The organism is Thalassospira lohafexi (assembly GCF_002844275.1).
Classification (GTDB): domain Bacteria; phylum Pseudomonadota; class Alphaproteobacteria; order Rhodospirillales; family Thalassospiraceae; genus Thalassospira; species Thalassospira lohafexi.
Window position 1 is genome coordinate 368,411 of record NZ_NXGX01000001.1, and the last position, 15,790, is coordinate 384,200.

Below are 15,790 nucleotides of genomic sequence, written 5' to 3' on the forward strand. Positions count from 1 at the left end.
AGTTTGCCGCCCTTCAGACAGATCAGGTGCGCTTTCTCTTGACCCCGCGTTTGACTTCAACGGGTTCACGGAAGTCATGTGCTTTCTGAAACACCCTGATCCGCGCAAGCTGTACTTGGGAAATAAAGTTTCCATGCGTCAGGACGACATGATCTTCCATCGTTTCAAGATCCGTCATCAGAAGATCACCCTCTCGCAGATTATCAATACGGACACGCATTTCGAGTCCTTCCGGGGGGAACTCCTGTTCGCCATCAATGACGGCCAATAATGTGCGAATTTTGGAAAATAGGACGGGATCATAGCGATGTGGTTTGCCACCAATCACTTCGAAATCAATATCGGTCGGCTCTGGTCCGTCTCCAACATCGGCAAGGTCTCTGGCAATACGCAATATTCTTGCCCCGAGTGGAATATTCTCACCAGAAGGCCCGCTTTCCGGGAAGCCACTGCCATCAAAGTTGCGGTTTTGCAAAAGGACCATATCGGCGACGGCCTCAAGACGTGGGATATTGCTAATCAGCTTATGCCCAACCTCCGGGGTTCTTCTTAACAAGTCTTTTTCAAGCGGTTGAAGAGGTTTGCCGAGTGCAAGGCGCGCCAGAATATCGGGTGGCAACGCCACAATACCGATCGGGCAAAGCAGTGCTGCAATTCCAAGTTCCCATGGGCGTGGGTATTCAAGTTCTTTGGCGATGATGTCACACCAGCCCTTCATTTTCATCGACCGCCCGAAAACCGTGGGATTAAGCTGTGCCATGACATCTGTCAGAAGCTTGACACTCCCGGCAAGTGTCTCCTGTATGAGGGTTTTTTCGGCGGTAATCAGTTGATGCTGTCGCAAGCCATCAGACAACGCTCTTTCGAGATCGGCTGTCTCATACGGTTTGGAGAAAAACCGGAAAATATGACCTTTGTTTATGGCATCAACCGCCGTTGCCTGATCGGCATTCCCTGTCAGCATGATACGCACGGTGTCAGGGCTTATTTTTTTGATTTTCTCAAGGAACTCAAGGCCATTCATGTTTGGCATTTGCATGTCGGCAACGCAGACCGCGATTGTGTCATGTTCCTCAAACATTTTAAGCGCACTGGTTCCGCCTGCCGCGGTCAAAATCTCAAATTTTCCGCGCAGTTGACGGCGCAGCGCCATGAGAAGGTTAGAGTCATCGTCAACGAAGAGAATATGATACTCGGCCATTCAGGAAGCTTCCCCGTTTAGTGGAAATTACGTGTAACTCTCAAGGACAGTGGCAACAATTTTGCGCCATGCTTCAACGCTGTCGGCTTTCCCGATCTGTTCGAGATATGACATGTCAATCGTGCTTTGCTCTTCGCTTTCCTGTGCTGACGCCCTCCCGCCCATCTCGCGCGTGATGTGTTGGGCGGCATAAAGTGCGGTTAACTCGGTCATTTCAGTCTGTGCAAAATCGGCAGGGTTGTGATGGCAGGCAACAGCTTGAATAACCTGTTCAGGGAACCCCCAAAGCCCCAGAAGATACGCACCAATTTCGGGATGAGCCGCACCAAACTCATCTCGCTCGGCCTCGACAATCGATATGTCTTCCTGTTCAACGCGCGCGATGACCGTTTCCATTCTCTCGTGATAGTAAAGATAAAGGATCAGGCTGCCGATATGGCTCATCATGCCGATGCTCGGGAGTAACTGACATGTCGCCTTGCTCAGTTTTTCGTGCTCGCCAATCAAGGCCGCCGCCACGCCAATTTGCTGTGACCGTTCACACAGGGTTTTAATGCGTCGCGTAACAACAGGCGGGCCATCAAAACTTTTGAACAGACCAACAAAAATTGCCAGAGACTTAAGCGTATCAGTGCCAATCATGCGAACAGCGTGCGAGATCGAAGTGATTTTACTGGGCAAGGCGAAATAGGCCGAGTTTGTCACTTTCAATATTTCCGCAGTTAACGCGATATCTGAGGAAACGATGGCTGTTACCTTGTCATTCCCGGCTTTTGGGTCCTCAAGCGCATTTACAAGGCGGGTATAGGTATCGGGTGGGGATGCCAAAGCATCTATGCCACCAATAATGCTTCGGATATCGGGTTTAAGAAGGAGTGTGCGCATCTTGAACATTTGTGCGATTGCCTCGAACAAAACCTCGTCATCACAAGGTTTCGCAAGATATCTTTGGGCCGGACCCACTGTTCGAAGAATGGCCTCGTCTTCTGAATAGCCAGATAAAATAATACGCGCGGTGTCGGGGCTGTTTTCCTGAAGCTGATGCAGAAGCTCCGCACCGTCCATGCCGGGCATCCTCATGTCCGAAACAACGACATCGAAGGTTTTTTGATCGCACAGCGACAAGGCTTCTGCACCACTCGTTGCAAAAGAAATATTCCATTCAGGGTGTCGGCCACGTGCACGGCGGCGCAATCCGCTCAGAATATTCATGTCATCGTCGACAAAAAGAATATCGTTCATCAAATGACTGCCTTTGGTCTTGCTGTGTCTGAAACAATCCTGACTGTTGTCTGATCTTAAGGGCGCTTAATCCTTCGTTGTTGTCGTCAGAACCCTCTTAAACAGAGGTGCTCTTGTAATCTTCTGGTCATGTGATCGATGCGGGCAGGCCAAAATAGAAACCCTGCAACTCGTCTACGCCAATGTTTTGTAGATATGTCGCCGTATCGAGTGTTTCGACCCCTTCGGCAATGACGGTCATATTCATCTGGTGCGATATCGTGGTCGCCCACTCAACAAACGAGCTATCGACCGGATTGTCGTCGTCCAGTCGCATGATCAGGGATTTGTCAAGCTTCAGCCCCGAAAACTGGCCACGCCGCAAAAGAGCGATCGAGTTGTTTCCCGAGCCAAAATCGTCGAGGAAAATGGGGTAACCAGCATCGCGCAACTTTGGAAGATTTTCCTGAAAGGCGGCTGTAAAGGCCATGTTACTTTGTTCTGTTACCTCAAATTCCAGATTTGGCAGCGTGGGCCGCTCGGCAAGAAAGGCTGTAAGCGACGTCATGAATTTGTTATCGGCAACCGAATGCGGGGATATGTTGACGCCGATTGGGACGTTGCCAAACGAACTGGCGATCGCATCTCTGTGGGTGTGAATGAAGTCAATGACTTGGAATGTAAGTTCGCCAATAACCGGATGATCTTCTGCGCCGGTGATGATGTCCTCGACCGTAAATGTCTTTTGAAGATCGGGAAAACGGCTTAACGCTTCCAGACCGGAAACCTCAAAGTTTTTGGCATTGACGCGCGGCTGAAATGAAACGCTATGGTCCGTGGAAAGTGAGGAGCGCATGCGCCGGACCATCGGGTTGGCTGGCTTGGTGTTATCATTGCCTGCCGATACCAAGTCCCAAACAATGCTCAGAATCGTGCTTGCGGGCACCGGTTTGACGATAACCCGGGATATACCGGCTTTATTGACCGCCCCCTGCAAGGCGCTTTCGGATAAGCTTCCGGACAAAAGAACCCTTGGCGTGGCAGGTGAAACCGATCTGGCCTCCGTCAAAAACTCGACACCATCCATGTGCGGCATCATTAAATCAGAAACCACCACATCGACTTGACCCGGCGACTGCCGGAGAAAGTCGAGCGCCGCCGCCGCATTATTGTATGTTTTCAAGATACATTGTTTGTGTAGCATGCGTCGTGCAGAGGCCAGCAACGCGTCCTCATCATCGACCAGCATCACCGTCAGATTGCTCGTTTCCTGTGGAAGAATATGATTCTGCTCTTCCATGAGAAATGTTCTCCAGTTCGCCGCGGGTCATTTGGGCGGCTCTTTGAATACCTCTGTCAGTCCCGTACGAAACAACACCACCTGAACTTAGCACTCATAATGCGGCCAAAATCTGTTTGCGCGGTGCTTTGTGAGCATCTACCAGTGGTTTAGTGCCTGTCTCGTATGTAAGTGGTTCATCGAAAAAAAGAAAGCATGTGACATCATATTTTCCGGACGTTTCCACGCGGAAATGTCGCAGTTTTCCAGATGAGCTTAAACACTTTTGGTTGCTGGGGCGATCCAAAGTGTACTGTCGGCATCATGTGAAAGTTGCTCTGGTCGCCGCGCCCGATTTTCTTTCGGCGTCCTTGGGATAATACATCTAAATGGCGTAACTGGGGTTGCGATATAGCCCTAATAAGCACACACTCTATATACAGGATAAAAAGAACCATAATCGATAAAACGCCAAGGGATGGTTCTACTTTTGAGGGCGCGGCATGCGCGACTGTCCAAAAGTGGTATGTATCAATGCTTGGTTTTTTGTTGCGGTGCGATAAAGTCGTTCAAGGGCCATAACAGCATGTGGAAAAGACATCGCTGAGGGGCTCAGGGAAAACGTAATCAAGATAAATATCGGAGAGTTTCATGACCGACGTCGTAATTGTAGGTGCCGCAAGAACGCCAATTGGCGCATTTAGCGGTACGCTAACCAACACCCCGGCCCATGATCTGGGCGCTATTGCGATCAAGGCGGCACTTGAACGTGCCGGTGTCGAAGGCGACGCGGTTGACGAAGTCATTTTGGGTCAGGTTCTGACCGGCGGGCAGGGGCAAAACCCCGCACGTCAGGCGGCCATTGGTGCGGGTATTTCAGACCGCGCAACTGCCTTTCTGATCAATCAGGTTTGTGGGTCGGGCTTGCGCACCGTCGCCCTTGCCGCCCAGCAAATCATGACCGGGGATGCCAACATCGTCGTTGCCGGTGGTCAGGAAAACATGTCGCTTTCGGGCCATGTCGCGTATCTGCGTGCCGGTCACAAAATGGGCGACGTAAGCTTCATCGACACCATGATCAGGGATGGTTTGTGGTGTGCGTTTAACGGCTACCACATGGGCAACACGGCGGAAAACATTGCCAAAAAATGGGGCATTTCACGCGAAGAGCAGGATGCCTTTGCCGTTGCCTCGCAAAACAAGGCCGAAGCCGCCCAGAAATCCGGTCGGTTTGCCGATGAAATTGCTGCTGTCACCATTGCACATCGCAAAGGCGAAACCGTGTTTGATGCCGATGAATATCCGCGTCATGGCGCAAACGTCGAAGGCATGGCAAAACTCCGCCCGGCCTTTGACAAAGAAGGCACCGTGACTGCGGGTAACGCATCGGGCATTAATGACGGGGCGGCTGCCTTGGTTGTCATGTCGGCTGCCGAAGCCTCCAAACGCGGTCTGACCCCGCTTGCGACGATAAAAAGCTGGGCCACGGCGGGTGTTGATCCGGCGATCATGGGTACGGGCCCGATCCCGGCATCGAAAAAGGCGCTTGAAAAGGCTGGCTGGTCGGCCGGTGATCTTGACCTGATCGAAGCCAACGAAGCCTTTGCCGCACAGGCCATCGCGGTTAACCGCGACATGGGCTGGGATACCGATAAGGTCAACGTCAATGGTGGGGCGATTGCCCTTGGCCATCCGATCGGTGCCTCGGGTGCGCGCGTCTTTACCACCCTGCTTCATGAAATGCAGAAACGCGATGCGAAAAAAGGCCTCGCGACGCTTTGCATTGGTGGTGGCATGGGGGTTGCGCTTTGCGTCGAACGCTAAGCCGCAATTTTCGCCTGAATTTCTAAGCACGCGGGGCGTCCTCTTAACGGGGATGCCCTGTTTGCTTTTAAGATACCCAGTATGCGGTTCGACCAAAGACTACACCCTTGAATGACATAGATCATGGAGAGGAAATAAAATTACGTATATGACTATATTTATGGATTAAAGTTTCGTATGTCGTAGAAGGGCAAACGACGAAAATCAACATACCGATACGCTTGATGAACGAAGTTTAGGGAGGCGACCATGAAAAAAACAGCACTGGTAACCGGTGGCACACGTGGAATTGGCAAATCAATCAGTCTGGCATTGAAGGATGCGGGCTACACCGTTGCCGCCAACTATGCAGGCAACGACGATGCTGCCCGCGCCTTCACCGAAGAAACCGGAATTCCGGCCTTTAAATGGAGTGTTGCGGACGCCGATGCCTGTGCCGAGGGCATTGCAAAGATCGAAGCCGATGTCGGGCCGATTGATATCCTGATCAACAATGCCGGGATCACGCGCGATGGTTTCATGCACAAGATGGATGTCGAAGCCTGGACCGCTGTGATCGACACCAATTTGAGTTCCCTGTTTTACATGACCAAACCGGTTCTTGAAGGCATGCGCGCCCGCGGCTTTGGCCGGGTGGTGAATGTCTCGTCGATCAACGGGCAGGCTGGCCAACTGGGCCAGACCAACTATTCCGCCGCCAAGGCCGGTGTGCATGGCTTTACCAAGGCACTGGCACAGGAAGTCGCGCGCAAAGGCGTCACGGTCAATACCGTCGCACCGGGCTATATCAACACCGACATGGTGGCAGCCGTCCCTGAAAAGGTCCGCGACAGCATCATCGCCAAAATCCCGGTCGGCCGCCTCGGCGAAGCCGACGAAATCGCCCAGGCGGTCCTCTATCTTTGCGGCCCCAATTCCGGCTTTATCACCGGCTCCTGCCTGTCTATCAACGGTGGACAGCATATGTTCTGAGCGGCTATAACGACGGTTATGCGAAAACGCCCCGCAGATTGCTGCGGGGCGTTTTTGGTTTGAGTTATAGGGATTTAGGTTACCAGATTTAAGATCTGGTCGGCAGGGATTTTGCAACAACAGTACGTTGAGAAATTAACTGGATAGAGATATTGGAACGGTACGATAATCTGTTCTATAAGCGGTTGGGAACAGAGGGCTATCTTTTGGGAAAGCATCATAATCATGCCAAAAAATACTGCAATCAAGCCAGTCGTGATGTGCGGCGGTTCTGGTACTAGACTGTGGCCGCTTTCCAGAAAAGCATTCCCAAAGCAATTTATACCCTTGTATCAGGGCAAATCCCTGTTCGAACTCACGATAGAGCGTATCTCAGGTTTTGGCGAAGTTTTGGCTGTCAGTGGAGATGACTATCGTTTCTTCGTTCAGGAAATCTCAGAAAAATCCGGGGTGGATGTCACCCAGATTCTGGAGCCAAGTGGAAGAGATACTGCGCCGGCAATGACTTTGGCTGCAGCATTCCCGGGGAATGATGACGACCTACTGTTGTTTTGTCCTGCGGACCATTTTATTCCTGATGGGGACAAATTTGGTGCGATGGTATCAAAGGCTGCCGACTTGGCTGTCGACGGATGGATCGTTACCTTCGGTGTTCAGCCAAATGGACCGAGTACTGCATATGGCTATATCGAAACTGGTGATCAAATTCGAGGTGACGCCAATAAATCGGTCCGTTTCCATGAGAAACCTGATCTTGCCAAAGCTCTTGAATTTCTTTCATCAGGGAAGTTTTTGTGGAACTCGGGCATTTTTCTGATCAAGCGATGTGTCCTTCTTGATGCTTTAAAGCAGTTTGAACCAGGTATTTATACGCCTTGTGTTTCTGCCATTGCGAATGCAAAGCAAGATGGAAAATTTTGGCGCCCAGGCGAAGAGTTCAATCATGCAACCGCGAAAAGCATTGACTATGCTGTCATGGAGCAAGCCTCAAATATTGCGGTAGTTCCATTTTCCGGAACATGGAGTGATGTCGGAAGTTGGGATGCGATGTTTGCGCTAAGCGATACTGACGCAGATAACTGTGGCAAGTTGGGTGTGATAGAAAATATCCATCTTGTAGACTCTGCGAACACATTGGTTCATGCATCTGATCGACGCTTTATCTTGACCATCGGCACAAAAGATCTGGTCATTGTCGATACGCCTGACGCGCTGATGGTCAGTGCAATCGATCAGGTCGAAACGATCAAGAAAGTTGTTTCAGAAATGGCTGATGCAGGAAGAGCGGAAGTACTGGAACATCGTCGAGTGGCGCGCCCGTGGGGTTCTTATGATAGTATTGATCATAGTGATCGGTTTCAGGTTAAGCGGATCACTGTTAAGCCAGGAGCTCGACTGTCTTTGCAAAAACACCATCATCGTGCCGAACATTGGATCGTAGTCAAAGGTTCCGCATTTGTGACGCGTGACGACGAGACATTTCTTCTGACAGAAAACCAGTCCACATACATTCCAGTCGGAGCTGTTCACCGTATGGAGAATCCGGGAATGATACCTCTGGAGCTGATCGAAGTGCAGTCTGGCAGCTATTTGGGTGAAGATGATATTGAGCGTTTCGACGATGAGTATGGACGGAAAACGAACGACCAAATGGGGGGCCTCTAAATGACCAGAAAGGTTTTCGTTGCTGGGCATAGAGGTATGGTGGGAAGTGCAATTTCCCGTTTATTGGCCAAAGACAAAAATATCGAATTGATTACGGCTGCTCATTCGGAATTAGATCTCACAAGCCAAAAAGATGTACATGAATTTTTTGCTGAACATACAATTGATGATGTCTATCTTGCCGCAGCGAAGGTAGGTGGGATACATGCCAACAATACGTATCCCGCAGATTTTATTTACCAAAATTTATTAATCGAAACGAACGTGATCGGAGCTGCGCACGCAGTTGGTGTCCAGAAACTTCTTTTTCTGGGATCAAGTTGTATCTACCCGCGCTCTGTCGAACAGCCCATGCGTGAAAGTGCTTTGTTAACAGGTGTTCTTGAAGCGACCAATGAGCCCTATGCAATAGCAAAAATCGCAGGAATTAAGCTGTGCGAATCTTTTAATCGTCAATTCGAACGCGACTATCGCAGTGTGATGCCGACAAACCTGTATGGGCCGGGGGATAACTATCACCCGGAGAATAGTCACGTTATTCCTGCGTTGCTTCGGCGTTTTCATGAGGCTAAAAATCTAGAGGCGCCCGAAGTTGTCGTATGGGGCAGTGGAAAGCCGCGCCGTGAGTTCTTGTTTGTCGAGGATATGGCATCTGCCTGCATACACGTTATGAGCTTGGAGAGGAACGTGTACGAAGCGAATACTCAAGGCATGTGCAGCCATATCAACGTTGGGTATGGTTCTGATGTCACAATCGGCGAACTGGCTTTTGCAATAGCCAAGACAGTTAAATATTCGGGATCAATCATCTTTGATAGCTCTCGGCCCGACGGAACAATGAGGAAGCTCATGAGTAGTGAGCGATTGTTCTCTATGGGTTGGAGCCCCTCTACTGACCTAGAAGAGGGGCTTGTTATTGCTTATGAGGACTTTTTGAACAGCCCTCTTCGTGAGGTGTGAAGTTCAAACTAACTGTGCGAACTTGTACTTATAGACTTGTACTTATAGAAACGGCTGCCCTTAGTGCAGGGCTCTGATCTTGATAGATGTGTCATGATAAGGATCATTAGAATATCTTTACGCCTCAAGCACGTCCTGCGTCGTGACAACCTTGGCGAATGTATCGGCCAGCATTGCCAGTTCGCCCCTTTGCAAATCTGCCGCCGGGATTACTGATCCGCTCAGTGCATCGGGAAGGTCGCGCGTGCCGGTGGCATCGGCGATGACGGTGACCGCATATTGCTTTTCATTGGCTACCCGCGCGGTGGTCGAAACGCAGACATGGGTCATGAAACCGGCCAGCACGACATGCTTGATACCGGCTTCTGTAAGCAGTTCATCAAGGTTGGTGTTGCCAAACGAACTTGGCACCGACTTTGTCACAATCGCCTCATCCTTGGTCGGGGCGACGTCTCCGATGATCGCGGCATAGGGGCCGGATGGATCAAACAGGCCCGTCGCCTGATGCTGGACATGAATGACCGTGCCACCCTTGTCGCGCCAATGGCTCAGCAACCGTCCAATATTACCCAGCGCATCATCAAGCCCGACCAGTTTCAACTGACCGCTGCGATACTCTTCCTGCGCATCAATCACGATAAGGGCGGCGTCTTTTGGCGTCCCGGTTGGCAAACTTGCACCGGCAATGTCAAAGATGGTCTTGGCTGTCATGGTCTGATCCTTTTGCATACATCAAATGATGTGCGCAGTTTGATCCTGCAAATTTGCATTATCCAGCGGCAATAATTCGGCTACTATCTGCAAATTCGCAGATTAAGGAAAGCCAGCCGCCATGTCGCTTGATTGGGAAGGACTGCGTACCTTTGCCCACGTCTGTCAAACCGGGAATATGACTGCTGCCGCCCGCGAATTGGGGGTTAATCAAACCACCATCGCGCGCCGCATTGCCCGGCTTGAAGAATGGCTGGGCTATCCGGTCCTGCACCGCGATGGGCGTCTGTTGCGCGCAACACCGCGCGCCCGGTCCCTGCTTGAGACCGCCCAAACCATGCAAACAACCGTTTCAACCTTGCTTGAAAACCGACCTGCATCCGATAATGATCGCCATGCGGTGACGGGGATTGTGCGTGTCACCGGTGTCGATGCCATTTTGGAACATTGCGTCGCCCCGCATCTCGCATCCCTGCATCAAGCCCATCCGGCGCTCGCACTTGAGCTGATCGGTGCGAACCGCAACCTCAGCCTGCCGCAACGTGAAACAGACATTGCCATTCGCCTTGCGCGTCCGGAAACCGGCGCCTTTCATATTCGCCGTCTGGGCATGCTTGGCTCCGGGGTTTATTACAGCGGCAATCACCCGCCGGTTAATCCGTGTGACGTGCCCTGGATCGATCTTGATGACTTCTTTGCCGATAAACCTGAACAGAAATGGCTGGCGGCAAACTTTCCCGACCGCACAACAATCGGCTATGCCAACCGGGGATCCATCATGGTGGCAATGATGCGCGGTCAGCCATGCTGTGCTGTGTTGCCGGTTTGTGTTGGCAACGCTCATAAGGATTTAAAACGGCTGGAGGGCTATCATCCTGATGGCCGCGAAGTCTGGCTTCTCACCCATCAGGACAAAAGGCACCTGCCACAGGTGCGTGTGGTTGCCGACTGGCTGGCGGACGTGCTGGTGGATGGTGTCTCAATCTCCAACCGGGCACCTTGAAAATATTCTGATGGTGTCTCGATGAAATACACGCAATAGTTGCCATCTGATTGATTGGTCGTGGGAAAAGCTTATGCGCAAAATTTCGGAATTTACATCGGACAACAAAGCCGCATGGAATGCTTCGGCGACCTATCATCAGGCAACCTTAGACATTGAAGCCTGCGTTACCAAGCTGCGGGACACTCAATACGGCTTCTTTGACAGCACATTTGGCGTGACGCTCAATACCATCGGTGTGCAGGGCAAAAAGGCGGTGCAGATCGGCTGCAATAACGGCCGCGAAGCATTGTCACTTGCCAAAATGGGTGCAACATCGGTTTTGGGTATCGATCAATCCGACGCATTTTTGACCCAGGCAGAGACGCTCAAAAACGCCTCGGGGTTGGAGTGTCAGTTCCTGTGTGCTGATATCTATCACCTGCCGTCCCAGGTCGATGGCGATTTTGACCTCGGCGTGATCACAATCGGGGTGCTGAACTGGATGCCCGATCTGGAACGGTTCTTTCAGTCGGTGGCGGGTCTTCTGGTTTCGGGCGGCACACTGGCAATTTATGAAACCCACCCGGTTCTTGAGATGTTCGATCCCGCTGCACCCGACCCGTTTACACCGCAATCTTCGTACTTTGACACGGCCCCACATGCCAGCGAGGATCCAATAACATACGATGGTTCTTCTGGTGAAAACGTACCGGTATCATGGTGGTTTTCCCACACCATGGGCGCCATCATCACAGCAGCAATACAGGCAGGGTTGAAGGTAGACCGGCTCACCGAATACCCCCATTCCAATCGGGAAGTCCAGTTTGACATTTACGAAGGATGCCACGCGCAGGTGCCGATGTGCTTTGAACTGGTTCTGACAAAAAACTGATGGCTGGCGCGCAATTACCCGGTTGTGCCAGCGATATCGGTCGCTCGAATCCAAGCACGGCAATCTTGATCAGGTCTTTACGTGACGCATACAGGTTGTCATGCGGTTTCCCTGCTCGATATCAGGGGAACGGCCGCGCGTAATCGTTCAAAACCACACTCTTTTTTCCAATCCATAAGGCCGCCGATCCGGCGTTCAACCTTTGCCGCATGATTTTGGGTAATATCGGCCAAACGGTGGGCCAGAAACGGATTGCAAAACCGTTCAAGGCAGGTTTTCCAATAGTCATGTGCGGCGTCTTTGTCCGCCCCAAAGGCTGGAATGACTTCCATCTCCATAATCTCTGATACCCAATCAAGAACGTGTTGATCGTTCAGAATTTCACGCACAGTTTCCGTCGCAGGGCGACTTTCCGCCTGCCATTTCTCAGCCAGCAACGTATGGGAAAGATTGAGAATGAACAATTTCTTGCGTTCAACCGCCGCAAGGTCGTCAACAATGACAAGGTCTGGGTGTCTGGCGGGTGGCACAAATCCCGACTGCTTTTCAATTGCCCACAATGCATAAGGTTCTGCAACAGCACCGATTGGCTCAATCGGTTCGGAAACAATGCGGTCGACAAGCGAATTCATCCACAAACATTCCGTTTTCAACCATTGCGAAAACAAGGTGCCCAAACCGTGATCAGCGGCAAGACCCATGACAATATCACGCAACACCGAACCGTTACGCGACACCAACTCGCTTGGCAGAAGGGTCAGCGGACGGCCATGTTTACGAAACCGTTCGTGCAAAAGCAGCGTGAGCAACTCGGGATAGCATGTCCAGCCCGTCGGCGAGATATCTGTCTCGGTGGGGACCTCAAATCCCCGATCACCGGTGTTGCTGATCACATAGTCAGCCTCATCGATGAAAATACGCCGCAGTTCCGCATATTGTTCGCGTGCGGAAAGACCCCGCGTGACGGAGGAGACATCAATACGTGTGTCGATCTGTTGCCCATTGCTCAGACCGCGCAAAATAACCGGGAACGATGCGGTTTTATTGATCGCCTCAATGCGGTCCCGGCTGGCGGTTGAACCGGTTGTTTCGACAACGGTGATGTGATGGTCGCTTCCTTGAAACACCATCAAATCTGCATGGGCCTGAAGGAAACGGCTGGTGCCAAACTGGATAATGGAAGTCTTCATTTTACACCGAAATAATCGCTTTAATCATTGTGTCCCGATCATGAACCCAGTGCGTGATCTGCTCTGGAAACGCATCAATCGAGCAGTCATGCGTGTTAAGGGCATCGGCATCAATCTCGCCACTTCTAAACGCGGTCAGAACGCGTTCAAAATCTTCTGACGTGGCATTTCGGCTGCCAATCAAGCGCATTTCGCGCTTGTGAAACTCGGGGTCGGCAAAGGAAATGTTGCCATGAACAACACTGACCAACACAAAGCTGCCGCCATGCGCAACATATTGAAAACCGGCCTCCATCGCTTTTTGGTTGCCGGTCGCATCAAAGACGACGTCAAACCCGTTGCCTGAGGTCGCAGCCAAAACCTCTGTCGCCGGTTGGGCGGCATTATGCAGATGTTTAAAGCCAAACCGTTCTTTGGCCATATCAAGACGCCCCTGACTGGAATCAAGCAGATGCACTTCTGCGCCACTGGCCTTGGCAAACAGCGCGGCACCAAGGCCGATGGGACCCACCCCAACCACCAAAACGCGGTCATCTTTATGGACTTCAGAACGGCGCACCGCATGGGCACCAATCGCCATAAACTCTACCATTGCGGCATGGCGCACAGGCAAATCACCGGCAGGATACAGGTTTTCTGCCGGAACACTGATCCGTTCACACATGCCACCGTCACAATGCACGCCAAGCACCTTGATCTGATAGCAGCAATTGGGTTTGCCACGCTTGCAGGCATGACATGTCCCGCAGGACAAATAGGGGTTAATGATCACCACATCGCCCGCATTCAGGCCATTGGCCGTCTTGGCAACAACACCGCCCAGTTCGTGGCCCATGACGCGCGGGTATTCCAGATAAGGGTGAAGACCTTCATAAATGTGAAAATCAGTGCCGCACACGCCGATATGCTTGATATCGACCAACACATCACCAGCTTGGGCCTCTTTGGGCATCTGGCGCATCTCAAGTTCCAGAACGCCAGGTTTTCGGCATACCAGTGATTTCATCATCTTTGATTTCCTGCTTTCGAAATTCGGATATCTATCTTTGGACGGCGTACGTTACGACGCGACAAGGTTCCGTGGTGACCAGTTGTCGGGCAATTTTCCAAGGATGATCAGATTGAGAAGGTCGTCCTTTGTCACTTCATCAATTGCATGCGTGCCGACATTCTGACCGTTTTTCATGACCATGACCCGATCACAAAGATCAAACACATCGTTTAGGTCATGACTGATTAAAAAGATGCCGATCCCCTGTTCGCGCAATTTTTCAATCAATTCGGCAACCATTGCCGTCTCTGACGGGCCAAGGGCCGCGGTCGGTTCATCCATAATCACAACACGGGCATTGAAATATATCGCGCGCGCAATGGCGATCACCTGACGCTGCCCCCCTGACATATTAAGCACCGTGTCGGTAATATTCTTGAAATTCGGATTAAGCTGCCGAAGGGCCTGTCGGGCTTCCATCTCCATGCGCTTGTCATCAAGTGTGCCAAACCGTGTTTTAAGCTCGCGCCCCAGAAACAGGTTTGCCGGCGCATCAAGGTGATCTGCAAGGGCCAGTGATTGGTAAATCGTCTCAATCCCGCAGTGACGCGCCTCAATCGGGTTTGCAAGCGCCACTTCTTCCCCATTGACCATAATCGTGCCGTCGGTGCGGCTCATGGCACCCGACAAAATTTTCATCAAACAGGATTTACCAGCACCGTTATGGCCCAGAACGCCAACAACCTCGCCTGGACGCAGTTCCACCGAAACATTCTCGACGGCATGAATGCCACCAAAACGCTTGCCAATATTTTTCATTTCAACAATTGGTGCGGGCGCTACCATTTTACTCACTCCCCGTGACTTCCAATCAAGACCGGAGGAGGGGTGTTCCCCCTCCGGCCTGTCTGCGCCGCGCTCAGTAAAGAACGTTTTGGGCTTCTGCACTGTCGATGTTTTCTTTGGTCACCATGACCAAACCGGTGTTGATGAATTTCTCAACCGATTTGCCTTCGGCAACGTCGATGACCGCATTGACGCCAAGCTGCCCCATCTGGAACGAGCTTTGAACCGCAATGGCATCAAGTGTTCCGTCGCGGACAAAGTCCTGAAGGTCTTTGTTGCCGTCAAAACCGATGGCAACAAGTTTGCCGGCTTTGCCTGACTGCACAATGGCGCGTGCCATGCCAATGGCGGTTGGTTCACTCGCACCATAAATGCCCTTAAGGTCGCCATTGGCCGACAGAACATCCGTGGTTTGGTTCAAAGCCAGTGCCATCTGCGATTGCGAATAGAACGGTCCGACAATTTCAATGTCGGAATTGGCTTTGATATATTCGATGAAACCGCCAACGCGGCCAATTTCCGAACCGACACCGGCAACAAATGACATTACCGCGACTTTTCCGGTCTTTCCGACCTTGTCGATCATCATCTGCGCGACAAGTTCACCGGCTTTGCGGTTGTCGGTGGCAAGGAATGCCTGATAGTAGCTTTCCGCTGATTCCGACAGCAGGCTGTCGATAATCACCACCGGAATACCGTTCTCGTTTGCGGATTTCACAACAGGAACGAGTGCTTCTGTATCTGACGGTGCCAGCACAATGCCAGCAACGTTCCGGTTAATTGCGTTCTGAACAAGGTTGACCTGTTCGGCGATTGCGGTGTCTGATTCCGGGCCTTGGAACGTGATGTCATAGCCCTCGGCCTTGGCGACCGCACTGCTCGCCCCCTTATTGACGTTCTGCCAGAAATTGGAGTTGGTCGTTTTCACGATGACGGCAATTTCCTTGTCGGCGGCGGCGGCACCGGTCACAAGCGCGACAGATGCAACCATGCCAAGTATCCCTGATACGATCTTTCTCATAGGTTCCTCCGGTTGATATTGAATTATTATTG

At 51.6% G+C, this 15,790-nt stretch carries 14 protein-coding genes; 6 read left to right on the forward strand and 8 right to left on the reverse strand.

The features are described from left to right. Positions 1 to 22: 22 nt before the first annotated feature. The 3 genes from COO92_RS01660 to COO92_RS01670 form a co-directional block, all read right to left on the reverse strand. Positions 23 to 1,201 (reverse strand): HD domain-containing phosphohydrolase, encoded by a 1,179-nt coding sequence (locus tag COO92_RS01660; protein ID WP_101299354.1) that lies wholly within the window; start codon positions 1,199 to 1,201, stop codon positions 23 to 25. A gap of 27 nt (positions 1,202 to 1,228) precedes the next feature. Continuing rightward, positions 1,229 to 2,443: a response regulator gene (locus COO92_RS01665; protein ID WP_101299356.1), complete on the reverse strand. Its 1,215-nt coding sequence runs from the start codon at positions 2,441 to 2,443 to the stop codon at positions 1,229 to 1,231. Positions 2,444 to 2,570: 127 nt separating this feature from the next. Further along, a complete protein-coding gene (locus COO92_RS01670; RefSeq protein ID WP_101299358.1) occupies positions 2,571 to 3,722 on the reverse strand; it encodes an EAL domain-containing response regulator in 1,152 nt (383 codons plus the stop codon). A 630-nt stretch (positions 3,723 to 4,352) separates the two neighbouring features. Here COO92_RS01670 and COO92_RS01675 point away from each other — a divergent pair. From COO92_RS01675 to COO92_RS01690, 4 genes are all read left to right on the forward strand, one after another. After that, complete coding sequence (locus tag COO92_RS01675; protein ID WP_101299360.1) at positions 4,353 to 5,525, forward strand: acetyl-CoA C-acetyltransferase; 1,173 nt, start codon at positions 4,353 to 4,355, stop codon at positions 5,523 to 5,525. A 249-nt stretch (positions 5,526 to 5,774) separates the two neighbouring features. Further along, positions 5,775 to 6,497, forward strand: coding sequence for an acetoacetyl-CoA reductase (gene phbB / locus COO92_RS01680; RefSeq protein ID WP_101299362.1), 723 nt, complete (start codon positions 5,775 to 5,777; stop codon positions 6,495 to 6,497). A 225-nt stretch (positions 6,498 to 6,722) separates the two neighbouring features. Further along, positions 6,723 to 8,162, forward strand: a complete 1,440-nt coding sequence (locus COO92_RS01685; protein WP_165792259.1) for a mannose-1-phosphate guanylyltransferase/mannose-6-phosphate isomerase — start codon at positions 6,723 to 6,725, stop codon at positions 8,160 to 8,162. After that, the gene (locus tag COO92_RS01690; protein ID WP_101299364.1) at positions 8,163 to 9,122 is read left to right on the forward strand and encodes a GDP-L-fucose synthase family protein; all 960 of its coding nucleotides are present in this window, start codon (positions 8,163 to 8,165) and stop codon (positions 9,120 to 9,122) included. Between the two features lie 117 nt (positions 9,123 to 9,239). Here the strand turns inward: COO92_RS01690 and COO92_RS01695 are convergent, their stop codons facing one another. Continuing rightward, positions 9,240 to 9,833, reverse strand: a complete 594-nt coding sequence (locus COO92_RS01695) for a cysteine hydrolase family protein (RefSeq protein ID WP_101299991.1) — start codon at positions 9,831 to 9,833, stop codon at positions 9,240 to 9,242. 121 nt (positions 9,834 to 9,954) lie between these two features. Between COO92_RS01695 and COO92_RS01700 the strand changes: the two genes are divergently transcribed. Further along, positions 9,955 to 10,836 carry a LysR family transcriptional regulator gene (locus tag COO92_RS01700; protein ID WP_101299366.1) on the forward strand — a complete coding sequence of 294 codons (882 nt, stop codon included), beginning with the start codon at positions 9,955 to 9,957 and terminating at the stop codon, positions 10,834 to 10,836. Between the two features lie 73 nt (positions 10,837 to 10,909). Beyond that, on the forward strand, positions 10,910 to 11,710 hold the full coding sequence (locus tag COO92_RS01705) for a class I SAM-dependent methyltransferase (protein WP_101299368.1): 801 nt from the start codon (positions 10,910 to 10,912) through the stop codon (positions 11,708 to 11,710). 98 nt (positions 11,711 to 11,808) lie between these two features. On the opposite strand, the gene COO92_RS01710 is transcribed toward COO92_RS01705, so the two are convergent. The 4 genes from COO92_RS01710 to COO92_RS01725 all read right to left on the reverse strand — a co-directional run bounded on the left by COO92_RS01710 (position 11,809) and on the right by COO92_RS01725 (position 15,758). After that, a complete protein-coding gene (locus COO92_RS01710) occupies positions 11,809 to 12,900 on the reverse strand; it encodes a mannitol dehydrogenase family protein (RefSeq protein WP_101299370.1) in 1,092 nt (363 codons plus the stop codon). Position 12,901: 1 nt separating this feature from the next. Further along, a complete protein-coding gene (locus tag COO92_RS01715; RefSeq protein ID WP_206186338.1) occupies positions 12,902 to 13,909 on the reverse strand; it encodes a zinc-binding alcohol dehydrogenase family protein in 1,008 nt (335 codons plus the stop codon). Positions 13,910 to 13,960: 51 nt separating this feature from the next. Beyond that, complete coding sequence (locus tag COO92_RS01720) at positions 13,961 to 14,737, reverse strand: ATP-binding cassette domain-containing protein (protein ID WP_240626279.1); 777 nt, start codon at positions 14,735 to 14,737, stop codon at positions 13,961 to 13,963. Between the two features lie 73 nt (positions 14,738 to 14,810). After that, positions 14,811 to 15,758 carry an ABC transporter substrate-binding protein gene (locus COO92_RS01725; protein ID WP_101299372.1) on the reverse strand — a complete coding sequence of 316 codons (948 nt, stop codon included), beginning with the start codon at positions 15,756 to 15,758 and terminating at the stop codon, positions 14,811 to 14,813. Positions 15,759 to 15,790: the final 32 nt, after the last annotated feature.